Annotated in this window: 24 protein-coding genes; 9 read left to right on the forward strand and 15 right to left on the reverse strand. The window is 37.5% G+C overall.

Features of this window, described 5'->3' with window-relative positions:
• Positions 1-136 precede the first annotated feature (136 nt).
• The 3 genes from AAHF87_RS04600 (at position 137) to aqpZ (ending at position 2,475) form a co-directional block, all read left to right on the forward strand.
• Entirely contained in the window at positions 137-1,096 is a 960-nt protein-coding gene (locus tag AAHF87_RS04600; protein WP_342147341.1) for a S49 family peptidase, read from the forward strand.
• Positions 1,097-1,298: 202 nt separating this feature from the next.
• Complete coding sequence (locus AAHF87_RS04605) at positions 1,299-1,691, forward strand: type IV pilin protein (protein ID WP_342147342.1); 393 nt, start codon at positions 1,299-1,301, stop codon at positions 1,689-1,691.
• Positions 1,692-1,782: 91 nt separating this feature from the next.
• Complete coding sequence (gene aqpZ, locus AAHF87_RS04610) at positions 1,783-2,475, forward strand: aquaporin Z (RefSeq protein ID WP_342147343.1); 693 nt, start codon at positions 1,783-1,785, stop codon at positions 2,473-2,475.
• A gap of 158 nt (positions 2,476-2,633) precedes the next feature.
• Here aqpZ and ispH read toward each other — a convergent pair whose 3' ends face one another.
• The 7 genes from ispH to AAHF87_RS04645 form a co-directional block, all read right to left on the reverse strand.
• Positions 2,634-3,593, reverse strand: coding sequence for a 4-hydroxy-3-methylbut-2-enyl diphosphate reductase (ispH, locus tag AAHF87_RS04615; RefSeq protein WP_342147345.1), 960 nt, complete (start codon positions 3,591-3,593; stop codon positions 2,634-2,636).
• A 103-nt stretch (positions 3,594-3,696) separates the two neighbouring features.
• Positions 3,697-4,413: an ankyrin repeat domain-containing protein gene (locus AAHF87_RS04620; protein WP_342147346.1), complete on the reverse strand. Its 717-nt coding sequence runs from the start codon at positions 4,411-4,413 to the stop codon at positions 3,697-3,699.
• 32 nt (positions 4,414-4,445) lie between these two features.
• The gene (locus AAHF87_RS04625) at positions 4,446-4,835 is read right to left on the reverse strand and encodes a response regulator (protein WP_342147347.1); all 390 of its coding nucleotides are present in this window, start codon (positions 4,833-4,835) and stop codon (positions 4,446-4,448) included.
• Between the two features lie 185 nt (positions 4,836-5,020).
• Positions 5,021-6,685, reverse strand: coding sequence for a ubiquinone biosynthesis regulatory protein kinase UbiB (ubiB, locus tag AAHF87_RS04630; RefSeq protein ID WP_342147348.1), 1,665 nt, complete (start codon positions 6,683-6,685; stop codon positions 5,021-5,023).
• Positions 6,685-7,272, reverse strand: coding sequence for a ubiquinone biosynthesis accessory factor UbiJ (locus AAHF87_RS04635; protein ID WP_342147350.1), 588 nt, complete (start codon positions 7,270-7,272; stop codon positions 6,685-6,687). The genes ubiB and AAHF87_RS04635 overlap by 1 nt, the downstream gene beginning before the upstream one ends.
• A gap of 11 nt (positions 7,273-7,283) precedes the next feature.
• On the reverse strand, positions 7,284-8,030 hold the full coding sequence (gene ubiE, locus AAHF87_RS04640) for a bifunctional demethylmenaquinone methyltransferase/2-methoxy-6-polyprenyl-1,4-benzoquinol methylase UbiE (protein ID WP_342147875.1): 747 nt from the start codon (positions 8,028-8,030) through the stop codon (positions 7,284-7,286).
• Positions 8,031-8,284: 254 nt separating this feature from the next.
• Positions 8,285-8,932, reverse strand: a complete 648-nt coding sequence (locus tag AAHF87_RS04645) for a hypothetical protein (protein ID WP_342147351.1) — start codon at positions 8,930-8,932, stop codon at positions 8,285-8,287.
• Positions 8,933-8,975: 43 nt separating this feature from the next.
• Between AAHF87_RS04645 and typA the strand changes: the two genes are divergently transcribed.
• Both typA and AAHF87_RS04655 read left to right on the forward strand, forming a co-directional pair.
• Positions 8,976-10,790, forward strand: coding sequence for a translational GTPase TypA (typA, locus tag AAHF87_RS04650; RefSeq protein ID WP_342147353.1), 1,815 nt, complete (start codon positions 8,976-8,978; stop codon positions 10,788-10,790).
• A gap of 278 nt (positions 10,791-11,068) precedes the next feature.
• The gene (locus tag AAHF87_RS04655) at positions 11,069-12,445 is read left to right on the forward strand and encodes a glycine--tRNA ligase (RefSeq protein ID WP_342147354.1); all 1,377 of its coding nucleotides are present in this window, start codon (positions 11,069-11,071) and stop codon (positions 12,443-12,445) included.
• A gap of 78 nt (positions 12,446-12,523) precedes the next feature.
• Here the strand turns inward: AAHF87_RS04655 and AAHF87_RS04660 are convergent, their stop codons facing one another.
• The gene (locus AAHF87_RS04660) at positions 12,524-13,216 is read right to left on the reverse strand and encodes a YggS family pyridoxal phosphate-dependent enzyme (RefSeq protein WP_342147355.1); all 693 of its coding nucleotides are present in this window, start codon (positions 13,214-13,216) and stop codon (positions 12,524-12,526) included.
• A gap of 93 nt (positions 13,217-13,309) precedes the next feature.
• Here AAHF87_RS04660 and acnB point away from each other — a divergent pair, with 93 nt between their 5' ends.
• Positions 13,310-15,898 carry a bifunctional aconitate hydratase 2/2-methylisocitrate dehydratase gene (gene acnB / locus AAHF87_RS04665; RefSeq protein WP_342147356.1) on the forward strand — a complete coding sequence of 863 codons (2,589 nt, stop codon included), beginning with the start codon at positions 13,310-13,312 and terminating at the stop codon, positions 15,896-15,898.
• Between the two features lie 41 nt (positions 15,899-15,939).
• Here the strand turns inward: acnB and AAHF87_RS04670 are convergent, their stop codons facing one another.
• Together AAHF87_RS04670 and AAHF87_RS04675 are read right to left on the reverse strand one after the other, a co-directional pair.
• Complete coding sequence (locus tag AAHF87_RS04670; protein ID WP_342147357.1) at positions 15,940-16,728, reverse strand: SDR family NAD(P)-dependent oxidoreductase; 789 nt, start codon at positions 16,726-16,728, stop codon at positions 15,940-15,942.
• 336 nt (positions 16,729-17,064) lie between these two features.
• Positions 17,065-17,949 carry a LysR substrate-binding domain-containing protein gene (locus tag AAHF87_RS04675; RefSeq protein ID WP_342147358.1) on the reverse strand — a complete coding sequence of 295 codons (885 nt, stop codon included), beginning with the start codon at positions 17,947-17,949 and terminating at the stop codon, positions 17,065-17,067.
• 466 nt (positions 17,950-18,415) lie between these two features.
• On the opposite strand from AAHF87_RS04675, the gene sodC reads away from it, so the two are divergent.
• The 3 genes from sodC (at position 18,416) to AAHF87_RS04690 (ending at position 20,991) form a co-directional block, all read left to right on the forward strand.
• Positions 18,416-18,916 (forward strand): superoxide dismutase [Cu-Zn] SodC, encoded by a 501-nt coding sequence (gene sodC / locus AAHF87_RS04680; RefSeq protein ID WP_342147359.1) that lies wholly within the window; start codon positions 18,416-18,418, stop codon positions 18,914-18,916.
• A gap of 144 nt (positions 18,917-19,060) precedes the next feature.
• Entirely contained in the window at positions 19,061-20,464 is a 1,404-nt protein-coding gene (locus AAHF87_RS04685) for an amidase (protein ID WP_342147360.1), read from the forward strand.
• Between the two features lie 71 nt (positions 20,465-20,535).
• Positions 20,536-20,991 (forward strand): host attachment protein, encoded by a 456-nt coding sequence (locus AAHF87_RS04690; RefSeq protein WP_342147361.1) that lies wholly within the window; start codon positions 20,536-20,538, stop codon positions 20,989-20,991.
• A 63-nt stretch (positions 20,992-21,054) separates the two neighbouring features.
• On the opposite strand, the gene glmU is transcribed toward AAHF87_RS04690, so the two are convergent.
• The 5 genes from glmU to atpA all read right to left on the reverse strand — a co-directional run bounded on the left by glmU (position 21,055) and on the right by atpA (position 26,839).
• A complete protein-coding gene (gene glmU, locus AAHF87_RS04695) occupies positions 21,055-22,428 on the reverse strand; it encodes a bifunctional UDP-N-acetylglucosamine diphosphorylase/glucosamine-1-phosphate N-acetyltransferase GlmU (protein WP_342147362.1) in 1,374 nt (457 codons plus the stop codon).
• A gap of 126 nt (positions 22,429-22,554) precedes the next feature.
• Positions 22,555-22,986: a F0F1 ATP synthase subunit epsilon gene (locus AAHF87_RS04700; RefSeq protein WP_342147363.1), complete on the reverse strand. Its 432-nt coding sequence runs from the start codon at positions 22,984-22,986 to the stop codon at positions 22,555-22,557.
• 15 nt (positions 22,987-23,001) lie between these two features.
• Positions 23,002-24,405, reverse strand: coding sequence for a F0F1 ATP synthase subunit beta (gene atpD, locus AAHF87_RS04705; protein ID WP_425287995.1), 1,404 nt, complete (start codon positions 24,403-24,405; stop codon positions 23,002-23,004).
• Between the two features lie 24 nt (positions 24,406-24,429).
• Entirely contained in the window at positions 24,430-25,290 is an 861-nt protein-coding gene (gene atpG, locus AAHF87_RS04710) for a F0F1 ATP synthase subunit gamma (protein ID WP_342147366.1), read from the reverse strand.
• Positions 25,291-25,294: 4 nt separating this feature from the next.
• A complete protein-coding gene (gene atpA, locus AAHF87_RS04715) occupies positions 25,295-26,839 on the reverse strand; it encodes a F0F1 ATP synthase subunit alpha (RefSeq protein ID WP_342147367.1) in 1,545 nt (514 codons plus the stop codon).

Genomic DNA, 26,839 nt, shown 5'->3' on the forward strand with positions numbered 1-26,839 from the left:
GCAGAATTTGTGCCTGTCTCGAATGTGGAACCACGCTAAAATTCTTATTTTCAGCGTATATATGTCCCAGCTAGTCAAAAAGAGGTAAACTATGCGCATTTATATTCTTATTTCAAAAATTTAAATAGGGTTCTATATGGCAGAAGAATTATTAAACGATCCGGCATGGCAACGCAAAACCTTAGAAAAATTACTTTTTGATAATTTAAAAGAACAACGTCGTAAAAGACGCTGGAATATTTTCTTTAAATTCCTATTTTTTTTACTTTTCTTAGGTCTGTTGTTTTCTTTATGGCCAACTACAACCAATCTTCCTAGTGCTTCAAAAGCAAAAGCTCACATCGGTCTAGTCGATATTAGAGGAATCATTGATGACAGTTCAACAGCAAGTGCTGATAATGTCATTGAAGGACTACAAAACGCTTTTGAAGATAGAAATACGCGTACGGTTATTCTGCGTATCAATAGTCCTGGCGGCAGTCCAGTTCAAGCTGCACAGATCTATAATGAGATCCGTTATTTACGCCATCAATATCCTAGAACTAAATTATATACGGTATGTGACGATCTTTGCGCATCCGCCGCTTATTATATTGCTTCAGCGAGTGATGATATCTATGCTAATCCCGCCAGCTTAGTCGGCTCAATTGGTGTTTTAATGGACGGATTTGGCTTTGTTGATACCATGAAGAAAGTCGGTGTTGAACGCCGCCTTTTGACAGCTGGAGATCATAAAGGCTTTTTAGATCCTTTTTCACCTGAAAAAACAGATGAGAAACTTATTGCTCAACGTATGCTTGCAAATGTTCATCAGCAGTTCATTAACGCTGTTAAACAAGGTCGTGGAAATCGCATAAAAGAAAATCCAGAGTTATTTTCTGGTTTAGCCTGGACAGGCGAAGAAGCTTTATCTTTAGGCCTTATAGATGGCTTTGGAGATTTAAATAGCTTATCTCAGGATTTAATTAAGAATAAAAATATCGTTGATTATACCGTCAAACCTGGTCTATTACAGCAACTTTCTGATCGTATGGGAGCTGCATTTGCACAGCAAATAAGTACTAACTTAGGCATCTTACCTCATGGATTTCGGTAGGGTATATTAAAAATTGCATGATGATGACCAGAAAGAGCTGTTTTTCTGTGTTTCGTAGTCACATACCTTTAAGTATGCTCCGTTACGGTACTCAAAAAACAACTCTTTCTCGTTCCCCTAGCAAAAAATAAAAAACATTTATAAACTTCTGTATGTTTTATTTTTCATTATGAATAACAAGAAATAAAATAGGAGTTAATATATGAAAAATACTGAACATGGATTTAGTTTATTTGAGTTGCTTATTGTCTTGGTAATAATCGGTATTTTAGCCAAAATCTCTTATCCAATTTACACTTATGCCCTGGTAAAAACACACCGTACCGAAGCAAAAATTGCTTTAATAACTCTCGCCCAGCATATGGAAATTTATTATCTTGCAAATAATAATAGCTACGGGGATGCGAAGTTTAGCAAGTTACATCTAAAGAACATTACTGAAAGAGATTTTTATCAATTAACTCTAAAAAGCACTGCCAGCACTTATCTACTAACAGCCAAAGCTAAATTCTATGATCCTGAATGTTATCTTTTTATGCTTAATCAATTAGGAGAAAAAACTAATGCCGGTAGCGGTTCAAATTTATGCTGGTAATTAAATTTAAATTTTATAGCTTATAAGTCGTTAAATTGTTGAAAAATGTTTTCTACTGCTATACTTTTTCTGATTTTTAAGGAGATTCAACATGCAAAGGAAATTATTAGCCGAATTTTTAGGCACTTTCTGGTTAGTATTAGGTGGCTGTGGTAGTGCTGTATTAGCAGCCAAATTTCCAGTAATAGGCGTAGGTTTTCTGGGTGTAGCTTTTGCTTTTGGTTTAAGTTTACTAACCATGTGTTGTGTATTTGCTCCTATCTCTGGATGTCATTTAAATCCTGCTGTTTCTATAGGTCTTTGGGCTGCGGGTAGATTTAGTATTAAAGAAGTACCTAGTTATATTATTGCTCAAGTAATAGGCGGTATACTCGCCGCCACTGTTTTATATTTCATTGCAAGTGGGCAACAAGGATTTGAGTTACAAAATGGTTTTGCCAGCAATGGTTATGGACTTCATTCCCCGGGTCATTACTCATTATTGGCTTGTTTTATATGTGAAGTAACTATGACTTTCTTATTTTTAATCGTTATCGCCGGTGTAACTAATCCACAATTACCTAGTCATTTTGCACCCTTAGCTATCGGGTTAGCCTTAACCTTAATCCATTTAATTAGTATTCCAGTTACAAATACTTCAGTTAATCCCGCTAGAAGCACAGGCCCAGCATTATTTGTAGGTGGATGGGCTATCCAGCAGCTTTGGTTATTTTGGCTCGCTCCAATGATCGGCGGAATAATTGGGGGAAGTATATTCCGATATATATGGGGAAATAAAAAATAAACTCTTTGTAATTGGATTTTTGTCTGTGTTGCCGCTCAACTCGCAATTCGCGTATATAACAATACAATCCGGTTGCTTCATCCTCGCGGCACCTCAGCAAAAATCCAATTGCTGTGAGTATAGTTCGATTGGTTATTGGAAAAAATTAGCTGATTGTTTCAGGCTCCGGTTGCTAATGGAACTCTTAATTCACGAGGTAGGGCGAAAGCAACATTTTCCTCAACACCCATTAATTCGGTAACCAAGCACTCTTGCCAATTAGGAAATGTTTTTAAATATTTTACAACATCTTGTACTAAAAATTCCGGTGCAGACGCACCTGCAGTAATACCCATAGATTCTTTACCAATTAACCAGCTCGTTTGGATATCTTTAGCCGTATCTATTAAATAGGCAGGTTTTCCTAAACGTTCAGCTAATTCTTTCAACCTATTCGAATTGGAGCTATTAACCGACCCTAAAACTAACACCATATCACACTGTTTTGCTAACTCTTTAACCGCTAGTTGACGATTCTGTGTTGCGTAACAAATATCTTCTTTCTTGGGTGTGGCAATTTCAGGAAAACGTTGCTTCAGTGCCTGAATAATAGTTTTAGTATCATCCAGTGATAAAGTCGTTTGTGTTACATAGCTCAATAAACGAGGATTTTTAATCTTTAATAAGGCAACATCCCGAATATTTTCTACTAAATAGATTCCACCGGCGGGATTATCATAATGCCCTAGGCTTCCTTCAACTTCGGGATGATCGGCATGGCCAATCAAAATACATTCCTGACCTAAACGATTATAACGTGCCACCTCCATATGCACCTTAGTCACTAAAGGACATGTGGCATCAAAAATTCTCAAATTACGTTGCTTGGCAGACTCACGAACCGCTTGAGATACTCCATGAGCACTAAAAATAGCTGTGGCATTTGCGGGTATTTCGCTGATATGCTCCACAAAAATCACGCCTTTTTTTTCTAAATCGGCAACTACAATTCGATTATGGACGACTTCATGACGCACATAGATAGGCTCACCAAACAGTTTTAATGCTCTTTTAACAATTTCTATTGCGCGATCAACACCAGCGCAGAAACCTCGAGGATTAGCCAAAACGATTTTCATAGCGAAGCTCTTAGATTAAGAACTTAGTTTAGAGGCGTACAAAAAAAAAGCAAGCTTTAATCTACCAGGCCTTGAGGCATATTATCCAATTTTTACAGGAAATTTAGCGATGAGAAACACTCCTTACGCTACCATTGTTTAAATTAGAAGGTATGTTAACAAAAGTATTCAGCGTTTTATAAAAAAGAGATTGCTTAGGATCCTTAGGCTTGTTTTTGAGTTCTTCAGACCATCTTTTATGAATTATACTTTCACTTATTGGGTTCGCTGGAACACCTTTAAATAAATTAAGTTGATTATTTAATAATTCGTCAAATTCTTTAAATTTTTTTTTAGAAATACACTCACGCGCTGCAGTTATTAGTGCGTTGGCTCTTCGCGTATGCTTAGCCGGAAAACGCGTAAATATGTTTCTATCTAAATAATTTTTTCGTAAATACTTAATAAAATTATTAACCAGCTGTTCTGGATTGTCTATTTTAGTAGATTTCTGGAATTGAAGTAAATTTTTAACCGAATTTCTTTGGATTACAACCTTAGTAATTTCATTCGCAATTTTAGTTTGATTAAAGGCATAAGCATCTAACAACGCCGTGCGTTTTTTTTTATTCGAACTAATTACCGCACCTGCTTCTAATAATGCAATAACAATATCTATATGCCCTCCTCTTACTGCGTAATGTAAAGCTGTGTCTCCATCTTCGTCTTCAACATCAATATTTATTTTTTTATCCAACCAATGCTTAAATAAATTAACATCGCCTAAACTTGCTAAGGCAAATAAACAACTATTTTCCCAATCGGGATTAGATTCACCCATTTTTTTCTCTCCTTGTAATTACTTATAAATACCTATAGTAATTGTTTTTTTATTTTTTTCAACAATGCTAAAAGTAATTCTTTAGATATAGGTTTATAAAAAAAATCATACGCCCCTTGCGCTATTGCCTCACATCTTTCTTCTTTGCACGCTATACCTGAAAATAATATTAAAGGAATATTTAATCCTTTCTTTTTTATTTTCGATAATAATTGTAAACCATGCAGATTTGGCATAATTCTATCGCTTAAAATAACAAAAAATTTATCGGGATATTGTTGTAAACAATTCCAAGCCTGCAGACCATCTTTACAAGTTACATAGGCATATTGAGCTTCATCTAAATATTGAGTTAATATCCTCAAACACAATTCATCATCATCCACTAGTAATATCTGTTTCTGAATCGGATTTATTATCATTTGATTTTTCGTTATATAATTTTAATAAAATCTTAATGCCGTTACGCCCCGAAACAGTCAAATTTTTAAAAATATTATGTAAATATTTAGGTCCAAATAATAACCAAGCAATCAGAAAAATAATAAGGAACGATATTAGATTTAATCCATAAAATCCCATAAACACTCCGTGTTTAAAATAAAAATTAATTAAACTTTCGTAAATTAATCATCGCACTTAAAAATAATCCCAAACCTCCTAAACCTAAAACCCATAAATAGGGCGATGCTAAATGCGTTACATACTTAACGCTGAGATCTAGCAAAACCCAAGCCATACAAGCAGTGGCCAAGCCTAGGCCTATAAACCAAAAAGATTTTTTACTTGTTTGTTGCTTTTCTTTTCCTCCCTCACAATAAAGACACTTAACGTTCTTTTTTAAATGGCGTAACTCGTGCATGACCTGATAGATTAAATCTGGAATTTCAGGAGCCTTTTCTGCCCAATAAGGTGCATATTCTCGAATTTTACGTAAAAAAGCACGTGGCCCAATTTGTTTTCGTAACCATCGTTCCAAAAAAGGTTTAGCTGTATTCCATAAATCCAAATCAGGATACAATTGTCGCCCTAGACCTTCAACATTGAATAAAGTTTTTTGTAATAGAACTAATTGGGGTTGCACCTCCATATTAAATCGTCTAGCAGTTTGAAATAATCGTAAAAGTAACTGTCCAAAAGAAATTTCTTTCAAAGGTCTTTCAAAAATGGGTTCACATACAGTACGAATTGCTGCCTCAAATTCATTAATTCTGGTATTTTCTGCAACCCAGCCCGATTCAACATGTAATTGGGCGACGCGACGGTAATCTCTATTAAAAAAAGCCATCAGATTTTCGGCGAGATAACGTTGATCGTCTGGGCTTAAACTACCCATAATCCCAAAATCGACACCCAAGTATTGCGGATTTTCTTTATTTTCAGGTGAAACAAAAATATTGCCAGGATGCATATCAGCATGAAAAAAACAATCGCGAAAAACTTGCGTGAAGAAAATTTCAACGCCTCTTTCAGCTAATTTTTTTAAATTAATTCCTTGTTTTTTTAAAGCAGAAATATCAGAAATCGAAATGCCATAAATACGTTCCATAACTAAAACTTTATGAAAGGTATAGGGCCAATATACTTCGGGAATATAAAGCAAATCAGAATTAGAAAAATTACGGCGTAACTGCGAGGCATTTGCCCCCTCACGCAATAAATCTAATTCATCTTTTAAACAAGCTTCAAACTCCGCCACAATTTCACGCGGTCTAAGCTGCTTTGCAGGCCGCCAATAACGCAGGGCTAAATTAGCTAAGGAATATAATAGATCGATATCTCGACTAATTCTTTTATATACTCCCGGCCTTAAAACCTTAACCACAACTTCTTGACCCGTTACCAATAACTTAGCTGCATGAACCTGTGCGATAGATGCTGACGCCAAAGGATTAATATCAAACTCAGAAAATGCTTCAGCAATGGGTTTTTTAATACAGGTTTCAACAATAGATTTTGCTTCTTCTCCCGAAAAAGGCGGTACTCGATCCTGCAGTTTTGCCAATTCGTCAGCAATATCAATGGGAATAAAATCACGTCGAGTCGATAAAGTTTGCCCAAATTTAACAAAAATTGGGCCTAAATCTTCCAATGCAAGACGAATTCTTTCTCCTCTCGGAATTTTTTTATTAACTCTTCTATAAGGATTTAGAAAAGCAAAAAAACGTAAAGGGCGAAATAGATCGAGAGAGAATAGTAATTCATCTAAGTTATAACGAAAAAGAATAAAACTGATCTGCATTAAACGCACTAAACGAGATATTGATTTCATCAACTCTCCCCTTTTTCCAACAATTTTATCCGAGCTTCTAATCGGGCACAATCGTCGCGAAGTTCATCAACATCGGAAAAAAAAAACTGTAATTCTTCGTCAGATACCAACCAATTCATTTCTCTCTGGAGATAGTTTGTCAAATTTTCACTAAGACTTTCCATGTTGTGACTAGCCCAAAGCTTTATTGCCTTAAGTACTTGTGTTATCGGGTAAGCGGTAGCATCACCCACTATTTTTGATAATTGTTCTTCGTAATCGATTTCTAGATTTGAAAAAAATTCTCTAAACTGTTTTCCAAACTCCATGTCACCGAGCACTTGCAGAGGGATATCCGTAAGCGCTTTATCTTTCTTTATAAAAGCCATACGTAAAAAATCAAAAGTTGAACCGCGCAAGATTAAATCCGCAGGTCCGTTATAATCTTTACATAGATAAATTGAATCGGATTTGAAAAGCCAATAGTAGGTAAGAGGACCCCATTCTATCTTTACTACCTTGCCCGATAGTCGACGGAAATGCTCTTTTGACTCGGGGTCAAGCTTTAGATAGCGATTAAGTATCGCTTCTTGAGCTGATAATATCATTTTGGAGTTAATCAAAATTTCCACGCTCTATGTAATGCAACTATTCCACCGCTAAGGTTATAGTATTCACACTCATCAAATCCTGCGTCTAAAATAAGTGTCTGAAGGGTTTTTTGATCGGGATGGCGACGTATGGATTCTACTAAATAACGATAACTTGCTTCGTCATTAGCAATCCACTCTCCCAATTTAGGTAAAAAATCGAAGGAGTAACGATCATACAAAGTTTGTAAAAAACCCAATATGGGCTTAGAAAACTCTAAAACGAGTAAACGCCCACCTGGCTTTAAAACCTGATACATAGATTGTAATGCAGTTTGCTTATTCGTTACATTACGTAATCCAAAAGCAATGCTCAAGCAATCAAAGCTAGCCTCCGCAAAGGGTAAATATTCTGCGTTGGCTTGGATAGCATTTATCTCAGTAAAACCTGAATTCAGAAGCCGATCTCGACCTATATTTAGCATGGCAGCATTAATATCCAACAAAACAGCCTTGCCTTGCGGTCCTATGTGTTTAGCAAATGTCTTTATCAAATCACCCGTTCCACCTGCTACATCAAGCACATTATCCCCGCTACGAAGCTGAGCTAATTGCACTGCAAATTTCTTCCATAGGCGATGCAGACCAAATGACATTAAATCATTCATAAGATCATACTTGCCCGCAACCGATTGAAAAACCTCACCTACCCGGCTATTTTTTTCGTTTAAGGAAATAGTTTGATAACCAAAATCTGTGGTTAAGGTTTCATTCATTTCGATGCTCGAAGAAGAAGTTGACATAAAAAATTATCATTATTCTATTCGCTCTATCTTAACTAGCCAGCTGATTTTGAGCAAGAAAATGACTTATTTTAATTGCTCATAAACTCGAGTGATAGATTTAAATTTGCTGAATAATTAGATGAGAAGTTAAATGTAGCTAACATTTTTCAATCTTTTAAACCATTACTATAGCTAAACTAGGAGTTAAAATATTAAATTTAGGCCAAGAAATAGATTTTTCAAGCCTAATGCTTCAGAGGTGATCCTGTGAAAGTCGGAAAAGATGTATGTCTGCGTAATACCGTTAGAGCGTGCTGACTTTTAACATCAGTCCATAATTCTAAGGCTTGTAAAGGACTTAACTCATTGACAGGATCGCTAAGACCACGGATTGCATGCAAGATTTCCATCAAACTAATAAAGTCACAACTTAATGCATTATAGAGAGCAGCGGAACCCGCTTTGGACAAACTAGCCACCTGGACATAAGCAGTTTGGCCTAGTTCAATAAAATACTTGATTTTGACCCGTTTTTTTTCAGCCTGCTCAGGAAAAAAACCAGCAAATAATAAACATTTATCTCCTACCTCCCGCAAACACTCTCGTTGCCTAGCATGCCTTTCAGTTATTCCGCTTAAAAACTCTTTCGCTAAAACTGAATTAGCAATATCGGGACGGCGATTATAGTAGCCTAATAAAAAAACTAAGTAACTTTCAAGTTCATTATTTAGCCTAAGATTACTACTAGATTCTGCATCCTTTACTAAAGACTGCCATTGAGCTGTAGTAGTTGGTTGCAATAAAAGCACTCCCATGATAAAACCTCTCAATATTAATTGCCTTTCTATCAGTGTAGGACACGCTAGCAGAAATGCCTTGCTTTGCGTTATCATGCACTCTTTTTGAACATTCTAATCTCTAATCTCTTAAACTATCATGATCAAAAATATACGAAATATCGCCATAATTGCCCATGTTGACCACGGAAAAACCACGCTCGTGGATAAACTATTACAACAGTCCGGCACTCTCTCCAGCCGAGCTGCGCCAGTGGAGCGTATTATGGATAGTAATGACTTAGAACGTGAACGTGGTATTACTATCCTGGCAAAAAATACTTCCATAGAATGGCATGGTTATCGAATTAATATTGTCGACACGCCGGGTCATGCTGACTTTGGGGGGGAAGTTGAGCGAATTTTGTCTATGGTTGACTCTGTTTTATTGCTCGTAGATGCAGTAGATGGTCCAATGCCGCAAACACGATTTGTCACCCAAAAAGCCTTTGCTAAAGGTCTTAAACCAATTGTTGTAGTAAATAAAATTGACAGGCCCAGTGCCAGGCCAGATTGGGTCATTAATCAGGTTTTTGATTTATTTGATCGCTTAGGCGCAACCGAAGAACAATTAGATTTTCCTATTATCTATGCTTCAGCTTTACAAGGCTATGCAACATTAGACCTTAAAAAATCAAGCTCGGATTTGACACCTTTATTTGAGACCATCATTAATAAAGTCGCTCCTCCGGCAGTCGATCCCCAAGGCCCTTTTCAAATGCAAATTACCACCTTGGACTATTCCAGTTATGTGGGCACTATTGGTATCGGTCGTATTCAGCGAGGCTGTGCTAAAGCTAATATGTCCGTTGTTTTAATTGACAGAGAAGGAAAAACTCGACCCGCTCGTATATTACAAATTTTAGGTTATAGAGGCTTGGAACGCATCGAAATCGAGCTAGCCGAAGCAGGAGATATCATAGCCGTAACCGGTATTGATAAGTTGAATATCTCTGACACTTTGTGTGATCCTAACTTAGTTGAAGCTTTACCCGCTTTGATAGTGGATGAACCAACAATGAGCATGACCTTCCAGGTCAATAACTCACCTTTCGCAGGCAAAGATGGAAAATTTGTGACTAGTAGACAAATTAGAGAGCGCCTTGACAGAGAACTACTGCATAACGTAGCACTTAAGGTTGAAGACACCGAAGACCCTAACCGATTCCGCGTCTCGGGGAGAGGCGAATTACATCTATCAATTTTAATTGAAACCATGCGTCGCGAAGGATACGAATTGGGTGTGTCTCGTCCTGAAGTTATTTTAAAGGAAATTGATGGTGAGCTGAAAGAACCTTACGAAAATTTAACCGTGGATCTGGAAGAACAACATCAAGGTAACATCATGGAAAAATTAGGTAGCCGCCGCGGCGATCTGATAGATATGGTATCGGATGGAAAAGGACGTGTTCGATTAGATTATAAAATACCCACTCGCGCACTGATTGGTTTTCGTACAGAGTTTCTAACAGCTACTTCTGGATTGGGATTGATGCACCATGTGTTTGATCATTATGGTCCAGTGAAAAAGGGGACTATTGCTAATCGGGCAAACGGTGTCATGATCTCCAATCAAGTTGGTAAAGCGACCGGATTTTCCTTATTTAATTTACAAGAACGCGGAAAATTATTAATTGGCCCTCAAACCGATGTATATGAAGGAATGATCGTAGGTATTCATTCACGCGACAATGACTTAGTTGTTAACGTAGTAAAAGGCAAACAACTTACGAATGTCCGAGCATCAGGTTCCGATGAAAACATCATTTTGACACCTCCAATAACATTCTCATTAGAACAGGCATTAGAATTTATAGCCGATGACGAATTACTAGAAGTTACTCCGCACTATTTGCGTTTACGTAAAAAGTTTTTGAAAGAACATGAACGTAAACGCTCGGGGCGAGATGTTTAAAAGATTCAGCTTATATGCTCTTGGTTTAATTCGTGTTATTTACCCTATGGATTTTGTAACAGTCTTTACGAAAACCTGTTGTATAATTCTTGGTATGAAAATTTATTAGACCTCTTTAAAAACCAAGTTATATGTTTGAGTTCGAGGCAAACGATTTGCGAGGACCGGAGTTTACAAAAGTTAATGGGGGCTTCAACAAATCGTTTAACAATGAAATCAAGTCTATAACGCAGTTTTGAAAGAGATCTATTCTGAACCCAACCTTTGGAAAATGTAATATGGCGGCAAAAAACCTAGAAGAAATCGTATCTTTATGCAAACGCAGAGGATTCATCTTCCCAAGTGCCGAGATTTATGGCGGTCTACAAGGAATCTATGATTATGGCCCTTTAGGTGTAGAGTTAAAAAATAACTTGAAAGCTGCCTGGTGGAAATCTAATGTTTATGAACGTGATGATATCTATGGATTAGATTCTGCCATTTTGACACATAGAAAAATTTTTTATTATTCCGGCCATGAAAGTACGTTTGCAGATTTACTTGTCGATTGCAAACAATGTAAAAAACGTTGGCGTTTGGATCATCTTACAGACGGTAAATGTGAAGCATGTGGTTCAACCAACCTTACGGAACCAAGAGCTTTCAATATGATGTTTAAAACCAACATGGGTCCTGTAGAAGACCCTGATGCTTTTGCCTATTTACGCCCCGAGACTGCTCAAGGAATATTTACTAATTTTAAAAATGTTATGGACACGATGTCTCCCAAACTTCCTTTTGGTATAGCACAAATTGGTAAAGCTTTTAGGAACGAAATAACACCGCGTAATTTTATTTTTAGAGTCAGAGAATTTGAACAACTTGAAATCGAATTTTTTGTTAAGCCTGGCGAAGACGAAAAATGGCATCAATATTGGGTTGAATTTCGTTTAGCATGGTGGAAAAATCAAGGCTTAAATACCGAAAGATTAAAATTGTTAACCCAAAGCACCTCGGAATTGGCCCATTATGCAAAAGCAACCGTTGATATACTCTATAAATTTCCCCATGGCTTCGAAGAACTAGAAGGTATTTCTAATCGTACGGATTACGATTTGGGTTCGCACACGCAAGGTCAAAAAGAATTAAATATTAATGCCAAGGTAACTGTTAATAAAGAGAGTGTTGCTAAACTAAGCGTTCAAGACCCTCCTGGCACGCATTTTGTTCCTTATGTGATAGAACCCTCTGCCGGTTTAGACAGAGGTGTGCTCGCCGTACTTACAGATGCCTATGAAGAAGAAACATTAAAAGACGATAAAAAGCGTGTAGTTTTGAAAATAAAACCCCATTTAGCGCCAGTTAAGATAGCTATTATCCCTTTGAAACGCAACGATAGTTTGTTGGTAGAAAAAGCAAAAACTCTAAAGAATGCAATACAGGCTTTAGGAATAGGCCGAATTGCTTATGAAGACACCGGAAATATTGGGAAAAGTTATCGACGTCATGATGAAATTGGCACGCCCCTTTGTGTTACGGTTGACTTTGATACCACAGCTAAAAGTGAAAATACTGAAAATCATGATACAGTTACCGTCCGTGATCGAGATACTATGCAACAAAAACGTATCAACTTGTCTCGCTTAGAAGAATATATTAAAAGTTATTTTTTATAAAATATACTCACAGCAATTGGATTTTGGCAAGTACCGCGAAGAAGATTGCGGGACAGACACTTATTCAAATGCAAATAGTTATAATTTTCTTTTTCCGAAAATTGCAGTACCTAATCGAATAGACGTTGCACCTTCAGCAATAGCCGCTTCAAAATCATTTGACATACCCATCGATAAAGTATCGAGTTTAAAGTCGGCTGCTTGTAATTTTATTAAGATTAAACGTAAAGTCTTAAAACTTTTACGCTGAGAAGAAAATTCTTTTTCAGGTTTTGGAATTGCCATTAAGCCATGTAAATTGAGATGAGAGAGCTTATCAATTGATTTTACTAAACAAACAAGATGTTCCAAATATACTCCTGCTTTGCTTAGCTCTTTCTGCAAATTAACTTGAATACACACATTAATCGGCGTCAAATTTGCCTCTTTTCGATACTCATTCAATTTTTCAGCCATTCTTAAGTCCGCCAGACTGTGTATCCAAGAAAAATTATTAGCGATAAATTTTGTTTTATTTGCTTGAATTCGACCTATAAAATGCCATTCTATCTTTAAATCCTGAAGACATAGAATTTTTTCCGCAGCTTCCTGAACATAGCTTTCACCGAAAGCGAACTGCCCAGCGGCAAATCCTGCCTTTATAGCCTCGATATTCTGGCCCTTGCTAATAGCAATTAACTGCACAGAACCGGGACTTCGCCCATATCGACATTCTGCATTTCTTATTTTTCGTCTAAGCTGCAGCAGTCGGCTAAAAATGCTATTTTTCATATTTCCAGGAGTGAGTTTAAATGGTTATTTACTTAACTATGATAATTTAAAAGAGTATAATAATCATATTATTAAACAATAAGTGGGGTCACTGTGTCTGCATCACCATCCAGTTTTTTAGCTACTTATCGAGAACACGTTCAGCAACGTGTTGATCAAGATATTCCGCCTCTTCCGCTTGATGCAACACAGGTTACCGCGTGTATTGAATTAATTAAAAACCCCGCCTTTTCACATGAAGCAACTTTTCTAGTCAAATTATTAGCTGAGCATGTTCCTCCTGGAGTCGATCCTGCCGCCTATGTCAAAGCCGCTTTTCTTGCTGCCTTAGCAAAAGGCGAGGTTAATTCTCCTTTTATAACTCCAACGCTCGCCATAGAGCTATTGGGTAGTATGTTAGGTGGCTATAATGTTCCTATTCTGATTGAATTACTCGATCGGCGAAATGATACAGCTAAATTGGCTGCAAAACAGCTTTCACATACCTTATTAATGTTTGATGCATATCATGATGTTATAGCTAAAGTTAAAAAAGGCAATCCGTATGCCCACCAAGTTGTAGAAGCTTGGGCAAATGCGGAATGGTTCCTTACTAAGCCAAAAGTGCCGAATAAGCTTACTTTGTGTGTTTTTAAAGTTTCTGGGGAAATCAATACCGATGATCTTTCCCCCGCGACTGAAGCCTGGAGTCGTCCTGATATTCCTTTACACAGCTTAGTCATGTTTGGTAATCGTATGCCGGATGCATTACAAGTTATCAAGCAACTAAAGACTAAGGGTCATTCCATCGCGTTCGTTGGAGATGTAGTGGGTACTGGCTCATCACGAAAATCTGCTATTAACTCATTATTATGGCATATAGGTCATGAAATTCCTTTTGTTCCTAACAAGAACCGGGGTGGAGTTATTTTAGGTGGAAAAATTGCCCCCATTTTCCGCACAACAGCTGAAGACTCTGGTGCATTCCCTATCGAAGTGGACGTAAGTCAAATTAAGATGGGAGATATTATTCAGATCTATCCTTACGAAGGACGAATTGAAAATGAGCAAAATCAAGAAATTGCCCATTTCACACCGAACCTCACACTCATGGATGCCGTACGTGCAGGTGGAAGAATTCCTTTAATTATTGGTCGATCATTGACCGATAACGTACGAGCTACATTGTCTTATCCTTTTTCTCAAAAATTTAATCGACCCGAAATTATTCCCCAAAATGGAAAAGGCTTTACCTTAGCTCAAAAAATGGTGGGTAAAGCCTGTGGAGTGCCGGGTATTAGTCCTGGGACATACTGCGAACCTAAAATGACAACAGTAGGTTCACAAGATACAACTGGACCTATGACCAGAGATGAGCTGAAAGAGCTTGCCTGTCTTGGATTTTCGGCAGACCTAGTCATGCAAAGTTTTTGCCACACAGCGGCTTATCCAAAACCTGTCGACATAGAAACGCAACATAGCCTGCCAGATTTTTTCTCTTCGCGTGGTGGAGTTGTATTAAGGCCCGGCGATGGAATTATCCATTCTTGGCTTAATCGAATGCTACTACCCGATACGGTAGGTACCGGGGGCGATTCCCATACGCGTTTTCCTATCGGTATTAGTTTCCCTGGTGGCTCGGGTGTCGTTGCTTTTGCAGCCGCTATGGGTGTAATGCCTTTAACCATGCCAGAATCAGTATTAGTTAGATTTACGGGCGAAATACAACCTACCATCACATTACGGGATTTAGTCAATGCTATCCCCTACATAGCCTTACAACGCGGCTTACTCACGCTGGATAGCAAAAATAAAAAAAATATCTTTTCAGGCCGCGTGTTGGAAATTGAAGGCTTACCCAATCTTAAAATTGAACAAGCTTTTGAATTTGCTGATGCATCTGCAGAACGTTCTGCAAATGGTTGTACTGTCCGATTAAATAAAGAACCTATCATCGAATATTTAAATTCTAATATTTCTCTTTTAAAATGGATGATCAGCAATGGTTATCAAGATATTCGAAGTTTACAACGTCGGATTGAAGCAATGGAAGCTTGGTTAGCAATGCCTACTTTATTAGAGCCCGATGATGATGCAGAATATGCTGAAATCATTGAAATCGATCTTAATCAAATTAAAGAACCTCTATTAGCCTGTCCCAACGATCCAGACGATATTAAACCTTTATCCGCTGTAGCAAAAACTAAAGTTGATGAAGTATTCATAGGTTCCTGCATGACTAATATTGGCCATTATCGTGCAGCTGGAAGTTTATTAAAAAACTTTAACCAGCGATTACCTACTGTGTTATGGATAGCACCTCCAACCAAGATGGATGCCCACCAATTAATGCAAGAGGGCTATTACTCAACCTATGGCATCGTGGGCGCGCGGACAGAAATGCCTGGATGTTCATTGTGTATGGGTAATCAGGCTCGTGTACGCGATGGCGCTACAGTGGTTTCCACCTCAACTCGAAACTTTCCCAACCGTATGGGAAAAGGTGCTAATGTTTTTTTAGCTTCTGCTGAGCTATCTGCGATAACAGCAATTCTTGGCTATATCCCTAACTTAGATGAATACGGTGAAAAAATGAAATTTATCGACACTATGAGTGAAAACTTATATCGATATTTAAATTTTGATCAAATGCAAGATTATCAAAACGTTTCCAAACAATTTGATCAGCTAATAAAAACTTAGATACCTCGCGCGCAATGACGCGGTTTGCTAATTTTTTACTGTTATATACTTAAGCTTTTAAAAATTTTTTCTGGTATGAGGCGGATAATTAGCATTATAACCCGCCAAATTCCAGGAATGTACACACTCTCCCTTCCTCTATCTAGCGCTCGTATAATTTTTATCGCTGTATTTTTTGGATTAGCAGCTAAGCAAAGTGGGTATTTTCCTCCAAAAACCATTTTGGTATCGATCAACCCTAATTTAACAGTTAATATTTGTACCTTAGAAGGATACAAATAATTACGTAAACCCTGTAAATAAGTGGTTAGTGCGGCTTTGCTAGCTCCATAAACATAATTAGGCTTCCGCCCTCTATCTCCGGCAACAGAACTTAATCCAATAATGAAGCCTTTTTTTTGCGTAGTTAAATATTTAACATAGTGTTCAAAAAAGGAAATAGGGCCGGTAAAATTAGCAGCAATCACTTTTTGATAGTCTAGTTTATCAATCAAGCCTACAGCCATTAGGACCCCATCAATAGAACCCATTTTATCGATAAGCGTTTCAAAAAAACTCGTATGTGAATCAAGTTGTGTAATGTCAAAAAAAGCGTAATCAACATCGACGTTGTATCTAATTCTAAGATCAACTGCTATGCGTTCTAACTCAGAGATGTCCCGACTTGCAAGAAAAAGATTGTATTGTCTCGAAGCGAAAATTTCGCTACAAGCCCTTGCTATAGAAGAAGTCGCGCCTAAAATTAATATACTCTTCGCACTTGAACTTTTGTCTGTGTTGCCGCTCAACTCGCAATTCTCATGTATACCAATTAACGAAGGTTGCTTCATTCTCGCGGCGCCTTGACAAAAATCCAATTGCTGTGAGTGTATAGATTGCATAGAACTATTTATATCTAATCAACATAATCTAATCCTAGATTATACCCACTGCACATCAAGATGCGAGTTTTTCATCTCGATACGCCTATATATCGTGATGAAGATTTGCAAGAGTAGAAACGCGATTCCCCTCTTATTATGACTGGCCCAAACTTAGCTTGGGCCAGTCACGTGATAGGGATTATGCCACTTTTCAAATAGTGGAAAAAAATTCGCACTTAAAGTACGAGCGGTAAATGCTAAAAAGGAAAATTAACCAAAGCTGTTTACAGTACTCTTAGATGATTAAGTAACACTACAGTTGGCTTTTTTTAAAAACTCGGATATTACCGTAGATTGATATTTCTCCTTATGTATCAAAATATAGAACTCTCTGCTCAGTGTTAAAAATGGAGTTTTTAGTTCTACTAAGGTATTATTTTTCAAAGAATCTTCAACTACAAATCGTGAAAGACAGCTTATCCCTAATCCTGCTTGAGTTGCCTGTTTTAGCGCATCGGTATCATCTAATTCTAAAAAGGGACGAATCTTTCCGCCAATTTTCTCTTCCAGTTTTTCACGTATACTAGAACTTTGTTTTCGTAGTAACCAACGCGCATTAGCAATATCTGATAACGTCAATTTCCTTTTTTTACTTAAAGGATACTTGGGAGCAGCAATTATTACTAACTCATCTTTTTTCCAAGGATAGGCATGTACTTTATCAGAAAAACAATTAGCCTCAATTAAAGCTACATCAATATTAAACGTGAGTAATCTAGATAATATAGCTTTTGTATTAGCTATTTTTAGACTGATCTGAATATTTTTATGTGTGTATGTTAGTTCGGAAATAAGTTTTGGTAACAGATAGTTACCTATGGTTTTACTTGCTCCTATGATCAACTGACCTGACAAATTATCCTTTTTATTTTCCATCATCATATCTTTAAGTTCTGAAATTTGCGACATGACACTGCTAGCCTTCGGCAACAAAACTCTACCGCGTTCATTCAAAAATAATTGTTTACCATGCCTATCAAATATGGAACCTTCTAATTGTTCTTCTAACGTAGCAAGAGCCATACTGCATGCTGACTGAGAAAGATACATTTTCTTTGCGGCGTGACTTACATTTCCTGTCTTAGCAATTGCGACAAAAACTTCGAGTTGTTTTAGAGTAATACGCATAGTAACTTAAATTGTTATTACTTAAATCCAATACCTTTAAATTTAATTTAACATAATAATAATTATGTAAATATAAAAACTATAATACCGGATAAGTAACACTATGACTATTATCATTATCAAAATATCTGTATGGCCAAATGTAGCCGAACATCTACTATATAGTTTTTTTTCTCATCGATTAATGCAAACAACTTTTTACATCGCACCAAAAAAATTTAGTATGGTAAGAAAAATAACTTTATCATCTAAATTTTAAATATAGTTTTTTTTTAATATTTATAAAATTAATTTATGTTAGCTTTTAACAATTTGGAAATAAAAATTGAATAAAATATTTTATAAAATGTTCAATGTTTAAAAACAAATAGCGAGCAAAATTGGTTAGAGTAATAATGCTTAAAGTCAAATACTATTTTTATTAAGCTATGCTATACTTAGCGCGACGGAATTGAGAGATAATTTAATGTCTAACTTGCTTAAGTGGTCGGTTGCTAGTATCTGTTTGCTGATATGCAATATAGCTCTTGCTGATATTTCCATACCTATGTATCTTACTTCCTCACAAGGAATTGGGCAGTCTATAGGCACAATAGTTGCCTCAGAGAAAGCTTATGGTGTTTTATTAACGCCCAATTTACATAATCTTCCACCCGGTTTACATGGTTTTCATATCCATCAAAACCCCTCGTGCCTGGATAATGGCATGGCTGCAGGCGATCACTTTGATCCTTCTCAATCTAAGCAACATTTAGGCCCATATGGAAAAGGTCATTTAGGTGATTTACCTGTTCTAGAAGTAGATAATAATGGTAACGCCACTTTGCCTATTTTAGCCCCTCGACTACGCTTAAATGAACTTAGAAATCATTCTCTAATGATTCATGCCGGTAGCGATAATTATTCTGATATTCCTGCTAAGTTGGGCGGAGGCGGTATGCGCATAGCTTGTGGTGTTATAAAATAAAAATTTAAACAACTCTCCTTTATTAGATTTCAATAGGCGTTTTTGCTAGCTTGCACGCACCTGTTTAATCATTGATAAAATATATTATTTGTAGTTAATATATTCTTTTTTACGAATGATAAACAGATAATTTATAGTAATCCCATGAACTCAGATCTTTACTTTTTATCCGCAAGAAAATTAGCTGCGCTAATTAAAGAAAAAAAAATTTCCTGTGTTGAAGTTATCCAAACATATTTAGACCGCATTCAACAGATTAATCCTAAACTTAATGCCCTAGTTCAAGTAGCGGAACCAGAAATTGCATTAAAAAAAGCACGCACAGCCGATGAAAAATTAGCAAAGAGCCAAAATCTTGGACCCTTACATGGTTTACCTATTACTATCAAAGACTGTTGTAAAGTCCAAGATTTTATTATTAGCAAAGGAAGTAATGGATATAATTTTCTTTGTAAAGAAGATGCAACTGCCGTCGCTAGATTAAAAGCAGCGGGTGGAATTATTTTAGGTATAAGCAATGTACCTGAATTCAATATTGCCTATGAAACAGATAATGACCGTTATGGCAAAACTTTAAATCCTTATGATTTAAATCGCACTCCTGGTGGAAGTAGTGGTGGAGAAGCCGCTATTATCGCTGCCGGGGGTTCAGTACTTGGTTTAGGTACAGATGGAGCAGGCAGTATTCGTCAGCCCGCTCATAATACAGGAATTGTGGGTTTGAAACCCACGCGCGGTTTAATTCCCAATTCAGGTAATGTTCCATCAGATGGTAGAGGCTTATTACGCCCATTCTTTACGTATGGCCCAATGGCGCGATTTGTAGATGACATCGAATTATCCTTACCTTTATTATCAGGTCCAGATAATGCCGATCCAGATGCTATCCCCATTTCAATCAACAAACCTCTGATCCGATGCAAAGATTTACGAATTGCTTTTTATTCAGACAATGGCATTGTTACGCCCGATAAAGCAACTTTGCACACTATTAATCAAGTAACGCATATTTTACAAGATGAGGTGCAGCAAATTGAACATCAATGTCCTCCTCGCTTAAAAGAGCTTTATATCCTTATTACTGAGACATTTATTTTGGGTGGCGATAAGGGTTTAGGATTAAAAAATTTACTACATCATTTGGGTATTAATAAACCTTCCTATCTGGTTAAAGAATTTTTAGCGATTGCACGCCAGTGCGAATTTTCTATTACTGAACTACACCAGCGCTTACGTCGCATCGATGAATTACGCATCTCCCTTGAAAAATTTTTTATTCCGTATGATGCTATTATATGTCCTGTAGCAGCAACACCTGCCAAATTATTAGGCCATTCATTTATCGAAGGTCATGACTTTAGTTATCTTAATATTTATAACTTAACGGGTTGGCCAGTTTTAACGGTGCGCTGTGGTTCTTCTGAGGAAGGTCTACCTATAGGAATACAAATCGTTGCTAAACCATGGCATGACAATATAGCGCTCATGATAGGACAAAAATTAGAAACGCTATTAGGTGGATGGCAAAAGCCCATTTTATTTCCATAAGCAATTCTCCTACGGTGCTTGGGTCTAGAACCGAACCTGCTATACTTTAAAAATATACTTAAGGGGGTTAAATGATTTGGGTAATTAGTTTAAATAGCAGTTTAGGTCATATTTATTCTTATGAGCCCAAAAATCACAAACTGATCTTATTAGAAAGCCTAGAAAATCCTAGTGCCAAATTAAAAGAAAGTGATTTGGTCTCTGATAGACCAGGACATTATCAAACGATGCATTCTGCAAAAGGAGCTTATGAAGCTGCAAGCAGCCCCCATGAGGTAGAACTCGATCATTTCACAAAAAGCTTGGCTGACTTTTTAAAAAAAGGGCTTGATAATCATCAATACAAGCAACTCATTTTATGTTCTGCACCTCATGTCGGTGGGATTTTACTCGGCAATCTTGACAAACAGGTTACTGAAACATTATTAGTTAATATCAAGAAAAACTTTGTGGAAGCAGATGAATCAGTTCTTATCAATTACCTAAAAGAAAATTGGTGGGATATTATTCGGTCGAATAAAATCTGATTACTAGTCTGAAAAAATTTCAATAGAAAGATTAGAATTTATATTTGACTGATAAAATTAAAACTAAGTTTCTCTTTTTCGAGGACGCTTCCAATTTGAAATTGTTCTTGTTTCAGCTCTGTTTAAAGTTAACTTTCCACCAGGAACGTCTTTATTTAAAGTAGATCCAGCACCGATGGTTGCACCTTTTTGTATACATATAGGGGCTACTAGGGCTGTATTAGAACCAACAAACACATCGTCTTCTATTTGTGTTGTATGTTTAACAACTCCATCGTAATTGCACGTAATGGTCCCGGCGCCAATATTAACATTTTTACCTATATTTGCATCGCCTATGTAACTTAAATGATTTATTTTTGTTTCTTGTTCTATTTGGCTATTTTTAACTTCAACAAAATTTCCAATATGAACTTTATTTTTGAGAACCGATCCAGGACGAATACGTGCAAAAGGACCGATAATACAATTATCTCCAATAACTGCACCTTCAATTAAACAATAAGGTCTAATTTGAACATTTTTCCCGATTTTGACATCTTTTAAGATGGTGTGTGAGCCTACAGAGCTATTAGCACCTATCGAATTTTCTCCTTCCAAAATAACATTTACGTCGATAATCACGTCTTTTTCAACGGTTAATTGTCCGCGCAAATCAAACCGGTTTGGATCGCGTAATGTAACTCCCGCTAACATAAGTTTTTCAGCCGCCTGCTGCTGAAAATAACGTTCAAGCTTGGCTAGTTGCACACGATCATTTACTCCTTGCATTTCGCCATCAATATCTGAAGATACCGTTACTATTTCTATCTTCTCATCCACAGCCATGGTAATGATATCCGTTAAGTAATATTCCCCTTGAGCATTCATTTTTTTTATTTTAGGCAACCAACGCTTTAATAGTTTTACTGGTACGAAAAAAATACCGCTATTCACTTCCTGAATTTTTTTCTGCTCAACGCTCGCATCTTTTTCTTCAACAATTTGAATGATCTTTCCTTGTTGATCCCGTAAAATCCGTCCTAAACCAAAAGGCTGTGGAGTAGTTAATGTCACTAAACCAATTTGATGAGTTTTAGTAGCATGAATTAATTTTTGCAGCGTAGCTAAGCTGACTAAGGGTGTGTCGCCTAATAAAATAAGTACACAATTCTCATCTTCTTTAATTTCAGGAATAGCTTGGGCAACTGCATGCCCCGTACCTAATAATTCCGTTTGCTTTACCCAATTAACGGCTAAATGACCTAAGCATTTGGGAACTTGACCACCACCATTTCCATAAACCACATGAACAGCATGAGGTTGCAAGTCTTTAACGGTTTCAACTATATATTGTAACAAAGGCTTGCCAGCCAACTTATGCAATACTTTAGGTAAAGTGGAATGCATACGCTTTCCATGACCTGCAGCTAAAATGATGACATCAAGTAATTTCATATTTCAAAACTAGCCTCTCAGAATCATCACTTGGATAGATTATTAGCAATCATGTTGAATGGTAATCTCAGTTATCAAAAGAAGATTTCTCTCTTATCTATGCATCCCTGAAAATTTTTAAGAAAATTAAATTCTACCGGTAAGTTTTTTCTTTAATTTAGATATGACTTGTAATTGAGCAACTGCTTGTGCTAATTCAGCTGTTGCCTTTGCGTAGTCGAAATCAGCATGTTTATCACTTAGTATCCTTTCTGCATGTTCCTTAGCTGCTAATGCGGCCAATTCATCTAAATCAGTAGCTCTTATAGCAGTATCGGCTAATATACTAACGAGCTGTGGTTGAACTTCTAAAATACCACCAGAAATGTAAAGAATTTCATCTTCCCCATTTGGTTTTACAATGCGCACTGGCCCCGGCTTTAATGCCGTCAATAATTGTGTATGTCCAGGATAAATACCGAGCTCACCTAATAGGCCCGTAACAGCTACATGCGTCGCTTCTCCCGAAAAAATCGAAACTTCTGCACTAACAACCTCAATCTGCATGGTTTTAATCATGATATCTCTCTAGCCCTACAAGGCTTTTGCTTTCACAGCCACTTCATCTATACTTCCGACCATGTAAAATGCTTGTTCAGGAAAATCATCAAACTCACCGTTCAGAATAGCTTTAAAACCACGAATTGTTTCTTTAAGGCTGACATACTTACCAGGAGACCCCGTAAATATTTCAGCGACAAAGAAAGGCTGGGATAAAAACCGCTGTATTTTTCTGGCCCGCATGACAGTCAATTTATCTTGTTCTGATAATTCATCCATACCTAAAATTGCAATAATATCTTTCAGTTCTTTATAGCGTTGTAAAGTTTTTTGTACCGCTCGTGCTACATCATAATGTTCTTGACCAACAATCAACGGATCAAGTTGACGGCTGTTAGAATCTAAAGGATCAATAGCCGGATAAATACCGAGCTCAGCAATTTGACGCGATAATACAACCGTTGCATCTAGATGCGCAAAAGTAGTTGCCGGCGATGGATCGGTAAGATCATCCGCTGGAACATAAACAGCTTGGATAGAAGTAATAGAGCCTGTTTTAGTTGAGGTAATACGTTCTTGTAAAGCACCCATCTCTGCCGCCAGCGTAGGCTGATAACCCACAGCAGAAGGCATACGGCCTAATAATGCAGATACTTCGACGCCGGCCAATGTATAACGATAGATATTATCGATAAATAACAATACGTCTCGACCTTCATCTCGAAAATGTTCTGCTACGGTCAAACCGGTTAAAGCAACGCGCAAACGGTTACCGGGCGGTTCGTTCATTTGTCCATAGACTAATGATACTTTATCTAAAACATTAGATTCTTTCATCTCATGATAAAAATCATTACCTTCTCGTGTTCGTTCACCAACACCTGCAAATACTGAGTACCCACTATGCTCAATAGCGATATTACGTATTAGCTCCATCATGTTAACGGTTTTACCGACCCCCGCACCGCCAAATAAGCCTACTTTCCCACCTTTGGCAAAAGGACATAATAAATCAATAACTTTAATTCCAGTTTCTAATAATTGCTCATTAGCCGCTTGTTCTGCAAAACTAGGTGGTTTGCGATGAATAGGTAAACGGATTTTCTCATTAATAGGACCTGCCTCATCAATGGGTCTGCCTAATACATCCATGATTCTACCTAAAGTCTGCTTCCCAACAGGTACACTAATAGGCGCCTGGGTGTTGGTTACTTTTGTTCCTCGCTGCAAACCATCACTAGTACCCATTGCAATGGTCCGCACAATACCATCACCTAACTGTTGCTGGACCTCAAGCACTAAATCATGGTCATGAACCGTTAAGGCATCATAAACTTTGGGAACCGCTACTCTTGGAAATTCAACGTCGATAACAGCGCCGATAATTTCGACTATATGTCCGATGGGGTTTGTTAGCTTCATAACGTTACTCTTCATTATTTATTTCATATAGGGTTAAATCTAAACGGCTTCAGCACCGGCAACTATTTCTGCTAATTCTTTGGTAATCGCTGCCTGGCGGGCTTTATTGTATGCTAATTGTAAGTCGCTTATTAATTCGCCGGCATTATCCGTCGCACTTTTCATCGCTACCATCCTTGCCGCTTGTTCACAAGCAGTATTTTCTACAACACTTTGATAGACTTGTGATTCTATATAACGTGTAAGAACCAATTCTAACAAAGGTTTAGCATCAGGTTCATAGAGATAGTCCCAGCGATAGTTAAGCTCTGATTTTTCAGAAGGTAAAACTGGTAATAACGATAAAGTCTGTGCTTTTTGTGTCATTGTATTAATAAATTCGTTATAGAAAATAGTGACGCTATCCAATTCACCTTGCTTGTAAGCATCTAATAAAACTTTAATAACCCCAATTAAATCTTGTAATTGCGGCGCATCTCCCAAGTGATTGGCATGTGCGACTACATGACCACCAACGCGCTTAAAAAAAGCCTCGCCTTTTCCGCCTATAATTGCTAAATCTACATCTATCCCTTTAGATTGACATACTCGAAATTCCTGCAAAACCAATTTTAGTAAATTGGTATTCAGTCCACCGCACAGCCCTTTATCAGTAGTAATGACAAGAAAACCAGCTCGTTTTATATCCCTTACTTGTAAATAAGGGTGTTGATATTCCGCATGACTACTTGCGACATGATAAATTAGATCTAACATCTTGTGCGCATAAGGTCGGGAAAGCGTCATACGTTCTTGAGCTTTTCGCATTTTACTAGCGGCGACCATTTCCATAGCCCGCGTTATTTTCTGCGTGCCTTTAATACTCGCAATTTTACCGCGTATCTCTTGCGCAAAACTCATCAGCTCACCAAGTTTGTGTCATTTTAAAGGTAGTAATTGCTGTATCTAACTCACTTGCTATCGCTTCGTTATAATCGCCTTTTTGGTTAATTTTTTCCAAACAAGTTGCCTGTTCTGAATGCATATAAGTTAATAATCCCTCAGCAAATTCAACGATCTTAGTCAATTCGATATCATCTAAATAACCTTTATCTGTAGCAAATAATAGCACGGCCATTTCTGCAACACTTAAAGGAGCATATTGTTTTTGCTTTAAAATTTCAGTGACACGCTGACCTCTCTCAAGTTGCTTACGTGTCGCCTCATCTAAATCTGACATAAATTGGGAAAAGGCAGCCAACTCGCGATATTGAGCCAAGCTTAATCGAACACCACCACCCAATTTCTTTATAATCTTTGTTTGCGCTGCTGAGCCCACACGTGAAACAGATAAACCCGCATTAATTGCTGGGCGTATGCCTGCATTAAATAAATCCGTTTCTAAAAAGATTTGCCCATCTGTAATTGAGATGACGTTGGTCGGAACAAAAGCAGATACATCCCCAGCTTGAGTTTCGATAATAGGTAATGCCGTTAACGAACCGGTCTTCCCTTTAACACGCCCATTGGTTGCTTTTTCAACAAACTCCTCATTAACCCTTGCAGCACGTTCAAGTAATCGCGAGTGTAGATAAAATATATCGCCAGGATAAGCTTCTCGTCCTGGAGGACGTCGCAACAACAAAGATATTTGCCGATATGCCCAAGCTTGTTTCGTCAAATCATCGTAAATAATAAGCGCATCTTCGCCTTGATCGCGAAAGTATTCGCCCATTGCACATCCCGCATAAGGTGCAATAAACTGTAATGCCGCAGAATCAGCAGCACTTGCTGATACGATAATGGTATGCTTTAAAGCATCTTTTTCTTCTAATTTTCGTACTACAGCTGCAATAGATGACGCTTTTTGACCTATAGCGACATAAATACACTTTACGCCAGTATCTTTTTGGTTAATGATCGCATCGATTGCCAGCGCCGTTTTCCCCGTTTGCCTATCTCCAATTATTAATTCACGCTGACCACGCCCTATAGGTACCATACTGTCGATAGCGAGTATGCCAGTTTGCAAAGGCTGTGAAACGCTTTGGCGCCAAATAACGCCTGGGGCAACTTGTTCAATAGGCGCATTTTTTTCAGTCTCAATAGCGCCACGTCCATCGATAGGATGTCCTAAAGCATTAACAACCCGACCTAACAAGGCTTCACCTACTGGTACCTCAAGGATACGCCCGGTACATTTAACCGTTTGGCCTTCACTTAGTCCTTCGTAGTCACCTAAAACAACCGCGCCTACCGAATCGCGCTCGAGGTTTAAAGCTAAGCCATAGCATTGGGGCGAGAATTCTATCATTTCTCCCAACATCACATCATTTAAACCATAGATGCGCACAATCCCATCACGAAGACTGACGATGCTCCCCTCTGTACGCGTTTCTGCAGAAACATCAAATTTCTGGATACGCTCTTTGATTAATTCATTAATTTCAGATGTGGTTAATTGTTGCAT

It is taken from the genome of Rickettsiella endosymbiont of Aleochara curtula, from assembly GCF_964030935.1.
Taxonomy (GTDB): domain Bacteria; phylum Pseudomonadota; class Gammaproteobacteria; order Diplorickettsiales; family Diplorickettsiaceae; genus Aquirickettsiella.

Excerpts from the sequence above, each read along its gene's own strand:
- AAHF87_RS04645 (WP_342147351.1), bottom strand. The coding sequence starts at position 8,932 with ATGATAACGCAAAGCAAGGCATTTCTGCTAGCGTGTCCTACACTGATA.
- atpG (WP_342147366.1), bottom strand. The coding sequence starts at position 25,290 with ATGAGTTTTGCGCAAGAGATACGCGGTAAAATTGCGAGTATTAAAGGC.
- AAHF87_RS04625 (WP_342147347.1), bottom strand. The coding sequence starts at position 4,835 with ATGATAATAAATCCGATTCAGAAACAGATATTACTAGTGGATGATGAT.
- AAHF87_RS04655 (WP_342147354.1), top strand. The coding sequence starts at position 11,069 with ATGGCGGCAAAAAACCTAGAAGAAATCGTATCTTTATGCAAACGCAGA.
- aqpZ (WP_342147343.1), top strand. The coding sequence starts at position 1,783 with ATGCAAAGGAAATTATTAGCCGAATTTTTAGGCACTTTCTGGTTAGTA.
- ispH (WP_342147345.1), bottom strand. The coding sequence starts at position 3,593 with ATGAAAATCGTTTTGGCTAATCCTCGAGGTTTCTGCGCTGGTGTTGAT.
- AAHF87_RS04635 (WP_342147350.1), bottom strand. The coding sequence starts at position 7,272 with ATGATATTATCAGCTCAAGAAGCGATACTTAATCGCTATCTAAAGCTT.
- AAHF87_RS04600 (WP_342147341.1), top strand. The coding sequence starts at position 137 with ATGGCAGAAGAATTATTAAACGATCCGGCATGGCAACGCAAAACCTTA.
- atpA (WP_342147367.1), bottom strand. The coding sequence starts at position 26,839 with ATGCAACAATTAACCACATCTGAAATTAATGAATTAATCAAAGAGCGT.
- glmU (WP_342147362.1), bottom strand. The coding sequence starts at position 22,428 with ATGAAATTACTTGATGTCATCATTTTAGCTGCAGGTCATGGAAAGCGT.
- sodC (WP_342147359.1), top strand. The coding sequence starts at position 18,416 with ATGTCTAACTTGCTTAAGTGGTCGGTTGCTAGTATCTGTTTGCTGATA.
- AAHF87_RS04675 (WP_342147358.1), bottom strand. The coding sequence starts at position 17,949 with ATGCGTATTACTCTAAAACAACTCGAAGTTTTTGTCGCAATTGCTAAG.
- atpD (WP_425287995.1), bottom strand. The coding sequence starts at position 24,405 with ATGAAGAGTAACGTTATGAAGCTAACAAACCCCATCGGACATATAGTC.
- AAHF87_RS04690 (WP_342147361.1), top strand. The coding sequence starts at position 20,536 with ATGATTTGGGTAATTAGTTTAAATAGCAGTTTAGGTCATATTTATTCT.
- ubiB (WP_342147348.1), bottom strand. The coding sequence starts at position 6,685 with ATGAAATCAATATCTCGTTTAGTGCGTTTAATGCAGATCAGTTTTATT.
- AAHF87_RS04700 (WP_342147363.1), bottom strand. The coding sequence starts at position 22,986 with ATGATTAAAACCATGCAGATTGAGGTTGTTAGTGCAGAAGTTTCGATT.
- AAHF87_RS04670 (WP_342147357.1), bottom strand. The coding sequence starts at position 16,728 with ATGAAGCAACCTTCGTTAATTGGTATACATGAGAATTGCGAGTTGAGC.
- ubiE (WP_342147875.1), bottom strand. The coding sequence starts at position 8,030 with ATGAATGAAACCTTAACCACAGATTTTGGTTATCAAACTATTTCCTTA.
- AAHF87_RS04620 (WP_342147346.1), bottom strand. The coding sequence starts at position 4,413 with ATGGGTGAATCTAATCCCGATTGGGAAAATAGTTGTTTATTTGCCTTA.
- AAHF87_RS04685 (WP_342147360.1), top strand. The coding sequence starts at position 19,061 with ATGAACTCAGATCTTTACTTTTTATCCGCAAGAAAATTAGCTGCGCTA.
- typA (WP_342147353.1), top strand. The coding sequence starts at position 8,976 with ATGATCAAAAATATACGAAATATCGCCATAATTGCCCATGTTGACCAC.
- AAHF87_RS04605 (WP_342147342.1), top strand. The coding sequence starts at position 1,299 with ATGAAAAATACTGAACATGGATTTAGTTTATTTGAGTTGCTTATTGTC.
- AAHF87_RS04660 (WP_342147355.1), bottom strand. The coding sequence starts at position 13,216 with ATGAAAAATAGCATTTTTAGCCGACTGCTGCAGCTTAGACGAAAAATA.